The following is a 15066-nucleotide window of genomic DNA, read 5'->3' on the forward strand; positions in this document are numbered from 1 at the left end:
GGCGGGAGGATCTCCGTCGAGGAGTTCTCCGGGGGTGAAGGGATCCGGAGCGTGAGGGGGATCCGGGGGGCAAATCTGGGATAGCCGCATTGTCGGCGGCGGTGCGGGGCCCGGAGCCGGGCGGTCAGGGTCACGGGCGGAGCATCGTAGCACGCCCGTGACGGTGTCGCGGCGGCGGCGGGTCACTCGACCCGCTTGACCTCCATCGCCAGCGTGCGCTCGTTGGTGCGCGGCTGATGCTCAAGGCCGGCCTTCATCGCCCAGTTGTTCACCTGGAAGTGGATCGGAATATAGGCATAGTCCTCCATGCCGATGGTGATCGCTTCCTGAAGGATCGCAAGACGCGCCTCGGGATCAATGGTGCGCTTGGCCAGCACCGACCGCGCGTCGACCTCTGCGTTGGAATAGCGGCCAAAGTTGCCGTTCCCGCCGCCCGTCGCCGCGTTATAGGTCTCCAGCGTGCCCGACACGGTGTAGGTCGCCTCGCCTGCCACGGTGCCCCATCCGGTCATTGCCATGGAAAACTCCGGCACATCAAAGCCCGGCATCGACAGCTCGTCGCCGCGAATGAGACGCGAGAAGAAGATGTTGCGCGGCATCGCGTCCACTTCGGTGATGATGCCCACGCGGGACCACATCTGCGCCACCGCCTCAAGGATGCGCGCATCGTTGATATAGCGGTCGTTCGGCCCGTGGATCGTGATGTTGAACCCGTCACCATAACCCGCCTCGGCCAGAAGCGCCTGCGCGCCTTCCGGGTCATAGGGGTCAGCCTCAAGCCCGTCCACATAGCCAAAGAAACCCGGCGGCACGATGTTCTTGGCAGGCAGGGATGCGCCGCCCATGATGCGGTCGCGGATCGCTTCGCGGTTGATGGCAAGGCTCAGCGCCTTGCGCACGCGCCAATCGCGCAGCGGGTTCGGCACCATGACGTTGCCGTCCTTGTCGGTGATGAACGGCTCCACATGCTTGTAACCGGGCTGCATGTAGATCAGCCGGTCCGCCGCGATGGTCGACACGGTGAAGTCCGGGTCTTCGCGCAATTGCGGCAGGTCGATGGTCGGCGGATAGTCGATCAGATCCACGTCGCCATTGCGCAGCGCCGCAAGCCGCGAGGCGTCCTGCGTAATCGGGCGGAACACAACCTGATCCCAATGCACGTCGCCGCCCCACCAGTTCGGATTCTTCACAACGGAGATGCTGCTGCCGGGGCTGTATTCCTCGAACAGGAACGGGCCGGTGCCGATGGCGGCCTGACCGGAGTTGAAGTCAACCGACGCGGTCACGCCGCTGGCCACATGCTCGGCCACGATGGGCAGCATCGCAAGGTCTTCGGCCACGGTGGGGTAGGGGCCATCCGTGGTGATGTGCACGGTGTAGTCGTCGATCTTCTCCCACATCTTCCGGCCCTTTTCGAGCTGGAACGCGGGTGAGGCGGGCGCGCCGGAAATCCCCGCGCGCAGACGGTCGAAGGAGAATACGACGTCATCGGCGGTGAAATCCTCGCCGTCATGCCATTTCACGCCTTCGCGCAGCTTGAACTCCCATGTGGTCTCGTCCAGCGGCTCCCAGGAGACCGCGAGGCCGGGGATCGGCTGCGACGCGCTGTCCAGCGCCACCAGCTTTTCGAAGATGTGCTCCTGCACCTGCAAATCCGCAGACAGCTGCGTCCAATGCGGGTCGAGCGAGCTGGCCTCCGAGCGCACGCCAATGGTCAACACCTCTTGCGCCGTTGCGGCAAGCGGGGCGGCCATGGCAAGCGCGGCGGCAAAAAGGCCGGGCTTCCAGACGGTCATGGGGAATCCTCCTTGTTGGATGCTGTCGCCCGGACGGGCGCAGCGGGGGCTGATCGCCCGGAACAGGCGCGCCGTCAGCCGAAACATCAGGGCGCAGGGCGAGCGGGATCGGACAGAGCGACGGCGGGTCGCTCTGCGTCACGGTGTGCGGCAGATCGGCTCTGCTCTTTTGGGTTGGTAAAAATTTTTTAATGACGATTCGGCATTCTGTCCAATAAATTTTACTATGCGAACGAAAGTTCGCGATATTTGCTCATCAGACCATTCGGCCTGCCTCGCCAGTGACCCGCGATCCCGCTGAACTATGCGTTATATTTGAGCGCGGTCATGGCGCAGCCGCGCTCTGCGATCCCCGGATGCGGATCCCATGCACATGGATTGTGCATAGATTGTGCATAGATTGTGCATCGAATGTGCATCGCGTGATTTGGGCGGTATGGCGCGGCCAAGCCCGGCTCAAAGCCCGAAAGCGTCGAGCGCAATTTCCGGGGTCTCGCCAATCGCCAGCGCCGCAATGGCCTCGGAAACAGCGGGCGCCGCAGTGAAGCCCATCCACGGAAACAGGTTTAGGAAAAAGCCCGGGCAGTCGCGCACTTCGCCAAGGATCGGCCGCCAGTCCGCCGTGCCGTTGACCATGGCGGCCCAGCTGCGCACGATCTCCACCCCGTCGAGTTCGGGCATCACCGTTTGTGCGATGACGAGGTTGCGGATCATCGAGCGGTGATCCACCTGGGGCCGGCCGTTTTCCAGCCGGGCGGGCCATCCACCGCCAATCAGGAAACCGCCTTCCGCCGCTTGTTTGAGCGTCAGCTTTTCCCCGGTGAAATAGAGCAGGTAAGGCAGTGTCGGCGGGCGCTTCTCCGTCACCGCAACCTGGATCGCATGGCCTTCGATTTCAACCGTGATGCCAAGCAGCGCGGCGACGCGCGCCGCGTCCGACCCGGCTGCATTGACGAGTTTATGAGCTTGAAAAGGGCCATTCGGCGTCTCCAGCGTGAAAACCCCGTCCCTGCGATGAAGGGCTGTGACCGCCGTGTTGCGCCGAAGGTCGACGCCCTGGGCGACCGCGTTGCGCGCAAACAGGGGGGTGACCCGGAAAGGATCCGCCTTGCCTTCCTCGGGGCAGAAATTGCCACCGATCATCCGCGTCGACAGGAACGGCGCGTCGCGCCGGAGCCGCGCTGCGTCCCAGTCCTCGACAGGCAGCCCGGCACCGCGCTCGATGGCGCCTTTCTTGCGCAAGTCTTCGAGATCGGTCGGCGTCTCCGCCACCATCAAGCCGCCCTTGACCGAAATGCCGAGGCTGCCGCCAAGCTCTTCCTCAAGGCTTTGCCAACGCGCGATGGATGCGCGGAACAGCGGGATCGTCGCCGCATATCGCGCCGCCCAGTCCGCGCCCAGGTGCCGGAACGGATCGAACGGGATCTGCGCATGGATCGAGCCTGCGTTCGACCCCGACGCCCCGAGGTTGAGGTCGCGCCGCTCCAGCAGCAAAACGCGCGCCCCGCGCTTCGCTGCAAAATATGCGGTCGCCGTCCCCGCAAGGCCGCCACCGATAATGCCGAGGTCGTAGATGGTCACGGGAGACAGAATCCGTTTGAAGGCGTCATTGTGTTCGATATACTAACTTTTGTGCGCATGATGAAAAGAAAAGCGCAACCGCTTCAACAGGAGTTTCCCCCGATGTCGCAAATGCCCGTCGCTGCCAGTACCTTTCCTTTTCTCTATTCGATGGACGGGCTTGACGCCCTGAAGCACCTGCGGACCTTTGGATACCGCCAGTTCGAGATGATGATCTTCCCTCCGCATTGCTGGCCCGGCGAGATGAGCGCGGCGCAGCGCAAGGCGTATAAGGACTGGCTTGATGGCGAAGGCTGCGAGATCACGTCTTTCTGCTACCCGCTCATCGACAACAATCCCAACTCCCCGGACCGGTTCATGCGGCAATACACGCTTGACCGCTACAAGGAGGCGATTGATTTCTCTGCCGAGCTTGGGTGCCCCTATGTGGTCATGATCCCGGGCGTCTACGGTGGTTTGATCGACCCGCCGAAACAGTGGCTCGATGAGTGGTTCGTCGAGAGCGCGGGAGCGGTGAATGCCCATGCCAAGCAGGCCGGCATTCGCATCCTTCTGGAGAACGTGCCTTTCACGCATCGTCCGTCCGCACAGGACATGAAGGAGCTTTGCGACATGATCGGCGATGTCGGTGTGAATTTCGACGTTTGTAACTCGGCTTACATCAACGAGAACGTCGGGGATGCGATTCGCATGCTCGGGTCGCTGATCGAAAATGTGCACATCTCGGACACGCCCGCGGATGTGTTCAAGCACGAGCGGCTCGGCACCGGGATTGTCGATGCGGCAGAGACGGCGCAGGCGCTGCGCGACATCGGTTATGACAAGCTCACCGTGGTCGAGATGATCTCGGATGCGAACCTGCCGGGAACCGATCCCGATGGGGATATTCGTGAAAGCCACGCTATCTTGGCTGCAAACGGCTGGGCCGCCTTGTAAGCCGCCCTGCGACAGGAGACATGATATGACACGTTTCACCGGAAGCCATTCCGTCAACGTCACCCCCTTCACCGCCGATGGCAGCGCGATTGATTTCGCCGCCAACCGCCGTTTCATCGACTGGCAGATCGAACAGGGCGTGCCCGGTGTGATCCTCCTCGGCACAACGGGCGAGTTCCTCACGGTGTCCGACGACGAGCGCCGCGCCTATGTCGAAGACACGATCGCCCATGTGAACGGGCGCATCACGGTGTGGGTCGGCGCGTCGAACGCATACAGCGTCAATGCCGCGCGCTATGCCCGAGAGGCGCAGGACGCGGGTGCGGACGGTCTGATGATCATTCCGCCCTACTATTACACGCCGACCGAAGATGAGATCGTCGGGTATTACGACATGATCACGAAGACCTGCGATCTGCCGATCATGCTCTACAACAACCCGGTGACGTCGAATGTGGATATGTCCGCCAAGCTGGTCGGACGGCTCACCCGCGAATTCGACACCGTGCGCTACATCAAGGAAGCCTCGATGGATGTCGGGCGGGTCTATGACATTGTCGAGGAAACCGAGGGCGTGATGAACGTCTTTGCCGGCGAGCGGATCGTGGAAAGCTTCCTGCTCGGCGCGGTCGGCTATGTGAACCCGTTCGGCAACTATATTCCCCGCGCGTCCACGCGGATCTGGGAGCTTCTGGAAGCGGGCCGGATCGAGGATGCCAAGGCTATACAACGGCACATCACGGTGATCGAACACACCATCGCCGAAGGCCACCCGACCTACGGCCATCAGTGTTACTCCAAGGCACTTGCCGCGGAAGCGGGATACCCGGTTGGCGATGTGCGCCCGCCTTTGACGCAGTTTGCCTCGCTGGGCGAAGAAGGCCGCACCCGCGCTGCAAAACTCAAGGGGATCATGGCCGATCTCGACCGATTGCTGGATGATCTGGAGGCGAAAGCCGCATGAGCGAACTCCCCCCCCTTTTCACGCCGTTCTCTCTGCGTGGTGTGACCTTCCCGAACCGGATTACGCTGGCGCCGATGTGCCAGTATCAGGCCATCGAGGGTGTGCCGAACGATTGGCACCGGGCGCATCACGGGCGCTATGCCACGTCGGGCATCGGCTGCGCGATTGTCGAATCGACCGGGATCAGCCGCGAGGGTCGGATCAGCCCCGGTTGCACCGGGATCTATAACGACGAACAGGTCGAAGCATGGAAGCCGATCACGGCGCTTTACCGCGCGCAGGGCATTCCGGTTTTCATGCAGATCAACCATGCGGGAGCAAAGGCCTCGACCAAGCGCCCGTGGGACGGGATGGATCCGCTTGACGAGGGCAGCGACGAGCCGCCATGGCAGACGGTCGCACCCTCCGCGATCCCGGCGCGTGAAGGCTGGCATACGCCCCGTGCGCTTCACGAGTCCGAGATGGCGGGCGTTGCGGCGGATTTTGCCGCTGCGGCCAAGCGCGCGCTGGCGGCCGGGTTTGACGGCGTGCAGATCCACGGCGCGCATGGCTATCTGCTGCATAGTTTCATGTCGCCCTGGTCGAACCGGCGCGAGGATGGCTATGGCGGCACGCTCGAAGGGCGGATGCGCTTGCCGGTCGAGGTTGCGCGGGCCGTTCGCGCCGCCGTGCCCGACGATGTGCCGGTGATGTATCGCGCGTCCTGCGTCGATGGCGAAGGCGGTGGGCTGACCCTCGATGACACGGTTGCCTTGTCGAAAGAGCTCAAGGCGGCGGGCGTCGATCTGATGGATTGCTCGGGTGGCGGCATCCCTGCGGGCATGCGGCTTGCGGCGATGAAAACCGGCCCGGGGTTCCAGGTGCCCTATGCGCATCGGATTCGCGAAGAGGTCGAGATCCCAAGCATGGCGGTCGGCATGATCACCGAGCCGCAGCTTGCCAATGAGATCATCGCCGAAGGCAAGGCCGACATGGTGGCACTGGCGCGGCAGATGCTGCGCGAACCGGCATGGCCCTATCGCGCCGCGCAGGAGCTTGGTCTTGAGGATCCGGCGTCGATCCTGCCAAAGCTTTATGCGTTCTATCTCAAGATTGCGGCGTAGCGCGCCGGGCGCATCCGGATGGCCGGGCGCGTCTCAGCGAATGTAGCTGGCACCGTTGATATCCAGTGTCGCCCCCGAAAGGTGGCGGCACTTCCCGCTCAGGCAAAAGGCGCTCAACGTCGCGATATCCTGCGGTGGAACAAATTCCCCCATCACCAGCCTGTCTTCCACCACCGCGCGGCCGCCTTGTGTTTCGGCGAAATCGCGCGACATCTGCGTGTCCACCACGCCCGGTGCAATGATATAGGTGCGGATGTTCTCGCGGGCATAGCCGGTCGCCACGGTCTGGAGCGCGGCCTTGAAAGCGGCCTTGGACGCGGCATAGGCGATGGTGCGCGGGTTTGTGACGCCTTTCTGCGCCGCCCAGCTTGAGATACCGACGATATCGCCGCCGCCGCGCGCGCGGAAATGGTGAACCGCGTCGCGCAGGAGCAGGGCCGCACTCTGGACATTGACCTGAAAGGTTTCCTGCCAAATCCGGTCCCAGGCGTCGCGGTCATCATCAATCCCGCCGTCAAAGCGCATGACGGCGGCGTTGTTCACCATGCCGTCGATCCCGCCCGTCGCCGAAATAACCTCGGGCAGGAGGCCCGCGGCGCCGTCTTGCGTCGCAAGATTGGCCTGGACAAAAACCTTGCGGTCTTCGGGCGTCTCTTCGAGGGCGGTTTCTGCTCCGGCGCGGTCCGTGCCGTAATGGGCAACCACGCGGGCGCCTTGCGCGGCAAGCTCGCGGGCGATGGCGGCCCCGATGCCCTTGGACGCGCCGGTCACGAGGATTGTTTTTCCGCTCAGCATGGGACTCTCCCGCCATTTTGGTGGATGGTGAACTTGACCATCTCATAAATTCGGACAATTGTTCACATAGCGCACACTGCGGAGGCACGCAATATGGATGACCGGAGAAGGGTTGCGATCTTCGGAGCCGGAGCCATCGGGACCGGGTTTGCGGCCACGGTGGTTGCGGCGGGTTGGGACGTGCTTCTTGTCGATCCGTCCGAGGCGGCACGCGATGCTGCGCCCGAGTCGGTTGCCCGTCATATTCGGGCGCTCACCAGCGCCGGTCACAGACAGGCGCCGCGACATGGCAAGCTCGACACCGCCGCCGCACTGGATGGCACCGGGTTTGTGCTCGTGATCGAGGCCGGTCCGGAGCGCCGCGATGCGAAAGAAGCGATCTTTCGCGACCTGCTCGAAACCACGGCAGATGACACTGTTCTGGTCACCGCATCGTCAGCGATCCCAATGTCTGCGATTTTGCCGGATCCAACCGATCAGGCACGCTGTCTTGTCGCGCATCCAGCGAACCCGCCAAGCCTCATCCGTGTCATAGAGCTCGTTCCCGCGCCGGGTACGGACCCGGCGGTGACGAGGCGCGCGACGGCCTTGTTCCAGGCTATTGGTTTTGATCCGGTGCCGCTGGGAAAGGAGATCCCTGCTTTCGTCTTCAACCGTCTGCAATCGGCGCTTCTGCGTGAAGCATACCGGCTGGTTGACGAAGGGGTTGTGGACGTCGACGGGATCGATCGGCTTGTGCGAGACGGTCTTGGACCGCGCTGGGCGTTGTCAGGGCCGTTCGAAACCGCGGATCTCAACACCGCGGGCGGCGTCCGCGGCCATGCGGAACGGTTGGGGCCAGCCTATGCACAGATCGGGCGGGACCGCGGTGAACACGCGCCGGACTGGCCTGCGGCACTTGTGGACCTTGTCGAGGCGCAACGGCGGGCTTTGTTACCGGAAGAGGAGCTTCCGGCCCGTCGAGCGTGGCGGGAGAGGGCGCTTGCGCAGCTTCTGGCGGCTCGCGCCCGCGTGTTCGAAGAAGGATCGCAATCGTGAGCGAGACATTTCTGTTTGAAGGCGCACCGGTGCCCATCCGTGATGGCCAATCGCTCGCGGCGGCCCTGACCGAGGCAGGCGAACGGGTCTTCCGCACCACGGAGAGCGGGGCCGGTCGTGGCGTGTTTTGCGGCATGGGCGTGTGCCAGGACTGTCTCGTGACCGTGGATGGCCGACCCAATCAGCGCGCCTGCATGACGCTGGCGCGCCCCGGGATGACCGTTGCTCGGCAAGAGCCACGCCCGGCCCTCAAGGCACCACCGGAAACGCCGAAATCCGCCGAACGCCTGTCGCCCTCCGTGCTCGTGATCGGCGGTGGCGCGGGTGGGCTGACCGCCGCCATCGAAGCGCGCAAGGGCGGAGCGGACGTGTTGTTGCTCGATGAGCGCAAGGTGCCGGGCGGACAGTATTACAAACAGGCGGCGCTGCCCGACATGGAGCCGTTGGACGCGCAGCAAGAAGACGGTCGCGCATTGGTGCGCGCCGCGCAGGAGGCAGGCGTCGTGATCCTGTCCGGCGTTGCGGTTTGGGGTGCCTTCGAGGGGCCGGAGATCATGGCCGCGTCAGAGAACCGGGTCTATGCCATCACGCCGCGTGCATTGATCGTTGCGACGGGCGCGTATGAAAGGCCCGCCATGATCCGGGGCTGGGATCTGCCTGGCGTCATGACAGTGGGTGCGGCGCAAACCTTGTGGCGCAGCTATCACACCTTGCCCGGCAAACGTGTTGCGCTTTTTGGCAATGGGCCGCTTACGGCGCAGGTTGCGCTGGAGCTGTCGCGCGGGGGTGCGGAGATTGTCTATCTCGGGGAACGTGCGCCCTCTCCCTTGCGGAGAATGGGCGCGGCGCTGCGCATGATGCGCCATGACTGGCCGCTGGCGCAAAAGGGGCTGGGGATGATCGCGGCGTTGATGCGCCGCGGTATCGCGGTGCGCCACGACGCCCGCCCAGTCGCCATCGAAGCGCTCCCGGATGGTCTGCAGATCGCCATCCAGCGTGGTGGGCGTCGCGAAACGGTCGTTGCGGATGCGGTCTGTATGAATTTCGGGTTTCAGCCTCAGAACGAGATCCTCCGCCTGCTAGGCGTTCGCATGCGCTACGATCCCAATTTCGACCAGCTGCGCCCGGATCGTTCCGACCATATGGGAACCAGCGCATCCGGCGTCTACGCTATCGGTGATTGTTGTGGCCTTGGCGGCGCACCGGCAGCTTGTGATGAGGGCATCATCGCGGGACGGGCGGCGGCTGGGTTGTCTGGGTCCGGGGATGGCCCGGTGCGACAGCAATTGGCCGCGCATCGTAGGTTTCAGGACGCGCTCTGGTCCGTTTATGCCGCTCCGCCGCCCCGGCTCGAAGACGTAGAAGCGGATGTGCTTGTCTGTCGATGCGAAGCCGTGACCAAAGCCGCGCTCGATGCGTCGCTCGATGCGGGCTCGACCGATATCGGAGCGGTCAAGCGGGCGACGCGGGTCGGAATGGGCCGCTGCCAGGGCCGCTATTGCGCGCCCGCGCTCGCCGGATACATGGCGCGCCGGACCGGTGCAGATCCCCAGGATCTCTCCTTTTTCGCGCCACGGGTCCCGATCAAGCCGGTGGATATCGGCACGCTTGTAGCGGCGGAAACCCTCATCCCAGACGAGAGCGGCGATGACAGCGCCGCCTGACCTTCTTGTCATCGGCGGTGGGATCACTGGACAGGCGGCGGCGCTCGCCGCGGCGGATCGTGGCGCCAAGGTCGAGATCGTCGATTTTGGCCGCAATGCGGGATCCGCCGCAAATGCGGGAAGCCTTCATGTTCAGATGCAGAGCCGGTTTCTGCGCCTGAACCCGCATCTGGCGGACAATCTCGAAAGCTCCTTGCCGCTGTATCTCAGCGCGGTGACCGCGTGGGAGGCGCTTGATGTGCGGCTTGGCGGGGTGGAACTGACCCGTGAGGGCGGGCTCATGCTCGCAGAAACCCCGGCACAGATGGCGTTCCTGGAACAGAAGGCCGAGCGGGAGACAGCCAAGGGTCTCGATGTGGAGATCCTCGGCCAGAATGCCTTGCGCCGGATCGCGCCTTATCTAGGCGCCGAAATCATCGGCGGCGAGCTTTGTCGCAACGAGGGCAAGCTCAACCCCTTGCTGGCCAACAATCGCATGTCGGATGCCTTGACGGCGGCCGGTGTTGTCATCCATCGCGACCGGATTGATGAAATCGTGGATGGCCCGGTTCCGGAAGCGCATGGCGCGCGTGCGTATCGGGCCAAGCGCCTTCTCGTCGCGGCGGCCTGGGGGGCGGGCTCGATGCTCCGGACCGTGGGACTGACGATCCCGACAGAGCCGGAACCCTTGCATATGAACATCACCGAAGCCGGGGCTTATGAAATCCACCATCTCGTTCAACATGCGGAGCGCTCGATCACGCTCAAGCAATTCCGCTCCGGCCAGGTTGTGATCGGGGGTGGCTGGCCCGCCACGCGTGGCGCAGGCGACAGCGTGCCCGGGGTCAGGCTCCGCAGCCTTGCAGGCAATGTCGCTCTCGCGGGACGGATTGCCCCGGGGATCACGGGGTTGCGGGTGCTGCGCACCTGGGCCGGATACAACACGCCCGTCGACGGCAAGGCAACCATCGGGCCGGTTCACCCCACAAGCGGTGTGTTTCTCGCTTTGCCGGGGGATGCGGGCTACACGCTCGGGCCAATCGTGGGGCAAACAGCGGCCGCGCTGGCGCTCGGCTGGGAGCCGCCTCTCGATCCAGAACCCTATGCGCCCACGCGCTGGGCGGCTGCGGCCTAGTCCCGTGGCAGCGGGTGATCAGCGGATCGCCCGGCGTCCGACGTTTACCAGAGCCAGCGCGGCAAACAGGAAGGCGGCGACGCAGACAATCGAAGGCCCGGCCGGGGTATCGAAGACATACGCGGCGCGCAAACCGGCGACGGCGGAGATCGCGCCGATGCCTGCCGCAAAGACGGCCATGGATTCGGGAGTGCGCGCGAGGCTGCGCGAGGCCGCCGCCGGAATGATCAGCAGTGCCGCGATGAGCAACACGCCAACAACCTTGATGGCAACGGCGACCGTGATCGCGAGGCACAAAGTCAGGATCAATTGCTCCCGTCGCGGGTTGAGACCGCTGGCATAGGCCAGTTCTTCGTTGAGCGTTGATGTCAAAAGCGATGACCATCGCCAGCCGATCAACGCAACGACCACGGCGGCCCCACCCCAGATAATCAGAAGATCGTTGCGCGACACAGCCAGGATGTCGCCAAAGAGATAGGCCATCAGGTCAATGCGGACCCCGGACAGGAATGAAACCGCAACCATGCCAAAGGCAAGCGAGGCATGGGCCAGAACGCCCAGCAACGTATCCATGGCATAGCCGCGCCCGGACAGGATCGTGACCGTGGTCGCCATGACAAGCGCCACGGCGATTGCGCCGGCAAAGATCGATATTTCCAACGCGAGCGCCAGCGCCACGCCTAGCATCGCAGCATGGGCCGTGGCGTCACCGAAATACGCCATGCGGCGCCAGACAACAAAACAGCCCAGTGGCGCGGCGGCGAGTGCCACGCCGATCCCGGCCAACGTCGCGCGGGTCATGAAATCATCAAGCATCAGCCGGTGGCCTCTTCTTGCGCGTGTTCCGGTTGGCTTGCCTCTTGGGGGTGATGGCGCCCATGGGCGTGCCCCTTGTCGTCGGAGCGATCAGGATGTTCGGAAGGATGGTCGTCATGATGATGGTGATGGTGGTGATGATGGTCGTGATCGTGGTCATGCCGGTACAAGGCCAGCGCACCACCTGTGCCCGTTCCGAACAAGGCGCGATACTCTGGCGCAGAGGCGACAACCGCAGGCGCCCCGGCGCAGCAGACATGGCCATTCAGGCAAATCACCCTGTCCGAGGCGCTCATCACGACGTGTAATTCATGGCTGATCATCAGCACCGCGCAGCCGGTGGCCTTTCGGACGTCCTCGATCTGCCGATAGAACGAGGCCGAGCCGGGCTGATCGAGACCCTGTGTGGCTTCATCGAGAAGCAATATTTCCGGATCGGTCGACAATGCACGAGCGAGCAACACACGCTGGAACTGTCCTCCCGAGAGGGCGGACATCTGTCGGTCGAGAAGATCGGGGACACCGGCGGTTTCCAGCGCGGACTTGATCGCCTTGCGGCTGACTTTCTGGGTCAGGCGCATGAACCGCTCAACAGTGATGGGCAGGGTGGGATCGATATGCAGTTTCTGCGGGACATACCCGATGCGCAGCCCGGGCTTGCGCCGGATGCGTCCTGATGTCGGCGGAACAGCGCCAATGATTGCCTTGAAAAGGCTCGTCTTTCCCGAGCCGTTGGGGCCGACAATCGTGACAATCTCGCCGGGTTCGACGCTCAGGTCGACATCGTTCAACACCGTCTGCGCACCATAGCGCACGGTCAGACCTTCCGCTGCGATCAAGCTCATGATTTGCTCTTTTCTGCGCAGGCCGGGCAGATGCCTTCGGCTTCCATGACGGTGCGTTCGATCTGGAAGCCGCTGGCCTTTGCCGCTGATCCCAACATGCTCCCCGACGTTGCCGATTGTGTTTCCGCGACCGTGTCGCACATGCGACAAATCATGAAGGCCGGTGAATGGACTTCACCGGGATGAACGCAGGCAACGAAGGCGTTGAGCCGTTCGATCTTGTGCACAAAACCATGCTCGGCGAGGAAATCAAGCGCGCGATAGGCCACGGGCGGCTGCGAGCCATAACCGGCATCGCGCAACAGGTCGAGGATCGCATAGGCACCCAGAGCGCGGTGCTCCTGAAGAAGGATCTCAAGGACCTTTCGGCGGACCGGCGTCAGGCGCAACCCACGCTCTGCGCAGCGCTCTTCTGCGGAGGTCAGCGCTTCTGTCACACAAGCGCTGTGGTCGTGTTGAGCAAACCCGATCGGAGGTGAGATCTGAGCCGACATGCGGTGATCCTGACTTGTCATGTTATACTATATCGTGCTACGCCCACGAGAATGTTATAAAATCACGTGAGAGCCATGATGTCCAGATTGCTTGCCTCTGCCCTAGCCCTGACGGTGACAGGTGCCGGGATCGTCCAGGCGGAAGTGCCGCGCGTTGCCGTTGATATTGCCCCGGTGCATTCGTTGGTTGCCCAGGTCATGCAAGGGGTTGGAGTGCCTGATCTCATAATGCCTTCGGCGGCCTCCCCGCATGAATATAGTTTGCGCCCTTCCGAAGCCGGAGCCATTCAAGCGGCCGAGGTGGTGTTCTGGATGGGTCGGGATCTCACACCGTGGCTCGAAAACGCGCTCGAGACTTTGGCGCCGGAGGCGGAGCGAGTCGCGCTTCTCGAAAGCGAGGCGACGACCTTGCTCGCCTTTCGCGAAGGAGCCTTGTTTGACGCGCATGATCATGGCGACCACGACGGTCACGAACATGGCGACGATCACGGTCACGAACATGTCGACGATCACGGCCACGAACATGCGCATTCCGATGAACATCATGGGCATGAGCATGCCGAGCATGGCGGCGAGGATCACGACCACGCGACGCATGGCCACGGAGAAAAGAGGCAAGACCACGCGCATGACGATCATGGACACGAAGATCACGCCGAGGATGCAGCTCATGGCGGGCACGGGCATGACCATGATGGTATCGACCCGCATGCTTGGCTTGCACCTCACAATGCCAAGGCTTGGCTTGGCTTGATCGCAGAGACGCTTGCACATGCCGATCCCGAAAATGCGGCGACCTATCGCGCCAACGCGGAAACGGGCGTGGAGACCTTGACGACCCTCGAAGCTGAAATCGAGACGATCCTCGCGCCCGTGCGGGATGGGCGCTTTGTCGTTTTTCATGACGCGTATCAATATTTTGAGCGCGCCTTCGCGTTTGAAGCGTCGGGCGCAATTTCGCTCTCCGATGCCACTGACCCAAGCCCTGCGCGCGTGGCGGAAATTCAGGCTCGGGTGCGTGACGAGGACATCTCCTGCGTCCTGGCTGAACCACAGTTTAACCCCGGTTTGGTCGACACAGTGCTGGCTGGTTCAGAGGTCCGTTCCGGGGTTATTGATCCGATCGGCGCAGAACTCGAACCGGGGCCTGATCTCTACCCCACCATGTTGCGGAACATGGCACAGGTGCTTGCCAACTGCTTGTGAGCATCGGCATCGGCATCCGCGGCAAGCCTGTTCTGGCGCATTGGCCATCCGGATAAAGCTCCCGGGCAACATCAGCCGCCCGGATCTCAACTAGCGAAGTTAATGGTCGAGCCCGGCCACGCATACTACCGGGCGATATACACTGCGCAGCGCGCACGGCGTGCTATCCGCGCGGCTGTCGACCCCAGGAAATAATCCTGTATCCCGGGTTGATGCGACCCAACCACGATCAGATCGCAGCCATGGTCGGCGGCATATTCCACGGCCACAATTCCGGGTTTTCCGGTATCAACCGCGGCGGACATGTCCGGTGCGCCGTCGATGATGTCTTCCAGCCTGGCCATTACTTGCGCTGTCAGGTGGTTTTCCGCCTTTACAGTGACGAACTCCGCGACAAACCCTGGCACGTTTTCGAGCACTGTCAGAAGCGTGATCCGGCCTCCTTCTGCCAGAAGACTACGGGCAATTGCGATTTTGCGATCGATCAGACCTTCGTGGTCAAGCGCAATGGGTATCAGGACATGTTTGTGCATGGGGCTTCCGATCTCTTGACGCAGACAGACTGTCTGCGCATCAGCAGTTCCCCCCGCAATCGAGACATTGCGGGGGGAGCATCTTTACGCGGATCTGTAGAGTTTTGTCATTGAGAACTCTCTGTGTCCGAGGGCTTCAGCGGCGGTGTTTCTGCCGTTTGCGGTGCGCCGGATCATGTCG

Annotated in this window: 14 protein-coding genes; 7 read left to right on the forward strand and 7 right to left on the reverse strand. The window is 63.1% G+C overall.

All coding sequences use genetic code 11. The features are described 5' to 3' along the window. Positions 1-182: 182 nt before the first annotated feature. Both J1C49_RS11090 and J1C49_RS11095 read right to left on the reverse strand, forming a co-directional pair. Positions 183-1796: an ABC transporter substrate-binding protein gene (locus J1C49_RS11090; RefSeq protein ID WP_227445889.1), complete on the reverse strand. Its 1614-nt coding sequence runs from the start codon at positions 1794-1796 to the stop codon at positions 183-185. A 456-nt stretch (positions 1797-2252) separates the two neighbouring features. Continuing rightward, positions 2253-3377, reverse strand: a complete 1125-nt coding sequence (locus J1C49_RS11095; protein WP_227445890.1) for an FAD-binding oxidoreductase — start codon at positions 3375-3377, stop codon at positions 2253-2255. A gap of 102 nt (positions 3378-3479) precedes the next feature. Here J1C49_RS11095 and J1C49_RS11100 point away from each other — a divergent pair, with 102 nt between their 5' ends. The 3 genes from J1C49_RS11100 to J1C49_RS11110 are packed head-to-tail and all read left to right on the forward strand — an operon-like array spanning position 3480 to position 6380. Further along, positions 3480-4313, forward strand: a complete 834-nt coding sequence (locus J1C49_RS11100; RefSeq protein WP_227445891.1) for a sugar phosphate isomerase/epimerase — start codon at positions 3480-3482, stop codon at positions 4311-4313. A gap of 25 nt (positions 4314-4338) precedes the next feature. After that, positions 4339-5277, forward strand: coding sequence for a dihydrodipicolinate synthase family protein (locus tag J1C49_RS11105; RefSeq protein WP_227445892.1), 939 nt, complete (start codon positions 4339-4341; stop codon positions 5275-5277). Next, complete coding sequence (locus tag J1C49_RS11110; protein WP_227445893.1) at positions 5274-6380, forward strand: NADH:flavin oxidoreductase/NADH oxidase; 1107 nt, start codon at positions 5274-5276, stop codon at positions 6378-6380. Before J1C49_RS11105 ends, J1C49_RS11110 begins: the two co-directional genes overlap by 4 nt. A gap of 33 nt (positions 6381-6413) precedes the next feature. Here the strand turns inward: J1C49_RS11110 and J1C49_RS11115 are convergent, their stop codons facing one another. Beyond that, positions 6414-7175 (reverse strand): SDR family NAD(P)-dependent oxidoreductase, encoded by a 762-nt coding sequence (locus J1C49_RS11115; protein ID WP_227445894.1) that lies wholly within the window; start codon positions 7173-7175, stop codon positions 6414-6416. A gap of 93 nt (positions 7176-7268) precedes the next feature. Between J1C49_RS11115 and J1C49_RS11120 the strand changes: the two genes are divergently transcribed. Genes J1C49_RS11120 through J1C49_RS11130 form a run of 3 tightly spaced genes read left to right on the forward strand, consistent with a single transcriptional unit; the run spans position 7269 to position 10991 of the window. Then, the gene (locus J1C49_RS11120) at positions 7269-8213 is read left to right on the forward strand and encodes a 3-hydroxyacyl-CoA dehydrogenase NAD-binding domain-containing protein (protein ID WP_227445895.1); all 945 of its coding nucleotides are present in this window, start codon (positions 7269-7271) and stop codon (positions 8211-8213) included. Further along, complete coding sequence (locus J1C49_RS11125; RefSeq protein WP_227445896.1) at positions 8210-9877, forward strand: FAD-dependent oxidoreductase; 1668 nt, start codon at positions 8210-8212, stop codon at positions 9875-9877. Before J1C49_RS11120 ends, J1C49_RS11125 begins: the two co-directional genes overlap by 4 nt. After that, the gene (locus J1C49_RS11130) at positions 9861-10991 is read left to right on the forward strand and encodes an FAD-binding oxidoreductase (RefSeq protein WP_227445897.1); all 1131 of its coding nucleotides are present in this window, start codon (positions 9861-9863) and stop codon (positions 10989-10991) included. Before J1C49_RS11125 ends, J1C49_RS11130 begins: the two co-directional genes overlap by 17 nt. An 18-nt stretch (positions 10992-11009) precedes the next feature. On the opposite strand, the gene J1C49_RS11135 is transcribed toward J1C49_RS11130, so the two are convergent. The 3 genes from J1C49_RS11135 to J1C49_RS11145 are packed head-to-tail and all read right to left on the reverse strand — an operon-like array spanning position 11010 to position 13167. Beyond that, a complete protein-coding gene (locus tag J1C49_RS11135) occupies positions 11010-11807 on the reverse strand; it encodes a metal ABC transporter permease (RefSeq protein WP_227445898.1) in 798 nt (265 codons plus the stop codon). Next, a complete protein-coding gene (locus tag J1C49_RS11140) occupies positions 11807-12652 on the reverse strand; it encodes a metal ABC transporter ATP-binding protein (protein ID WP_227445899.1) in 846 nt (281 codons plus the stop codon). Before J1C49_RS11140 ends, J1C49_RS11135 begins: the two co-directional genes overlap by 1 nt. After that, positions 12649-13167, reverse strand: a complete 519-nt coding sequence (locus tag J1C49_RS11145; RefSeq protein WP_370639404.1) for a transcriptional repressor — start codon at positions 13165-13167, stop codon at positions 12649-12651. Before J1C49_RS11145 ends, J1C49_RS11140 begins: the two co-directional genes overlap by 4 nt. Positions 13168-13344: 177 nt before the next feature. Between J1C49_RS11145 and J1C49_RS11150 the strand changes: the two genes are divergently transcribed. After that, on the forward strand, positions 13345-14352 hold the full coding sequence (locus tag J1C49_RS11150; protein WP_370639405.1) for a metal ABC transporter solute-binding protein, Zn/Mn family: 1008 nt from the start codon (positions 13345-13347) through the stop codon (positions 14350-14352). A 125-nt stretch (positions 14353-14477) separates the two neighbouring features. Here J1C49_RS11150 and J1C49_RS11155 read toward each other — a convergent pair whose 3' ends face one another. Continuing rightward, entirely contained in the window at positions 14478-14885 is a 408-nt protein-coding gene (locus J1C49_RS11155) for a universal stress protein (RefSeq protein ID WP_227445902.1), read from the reverse strand. Between the last annotated feature and the right edge of the window lie 181 nt (positions 14886-15066).

Origin of the sequence: Cognatishimia sp. F0-27, from assembly GCF_020667845.1 — a bacterium.
GTDB lineage: Bacteria > Pseudomonadota > Alphaproteobacteria > Rhodobacterales > Rhodobacteraceae > JAFMPQ01.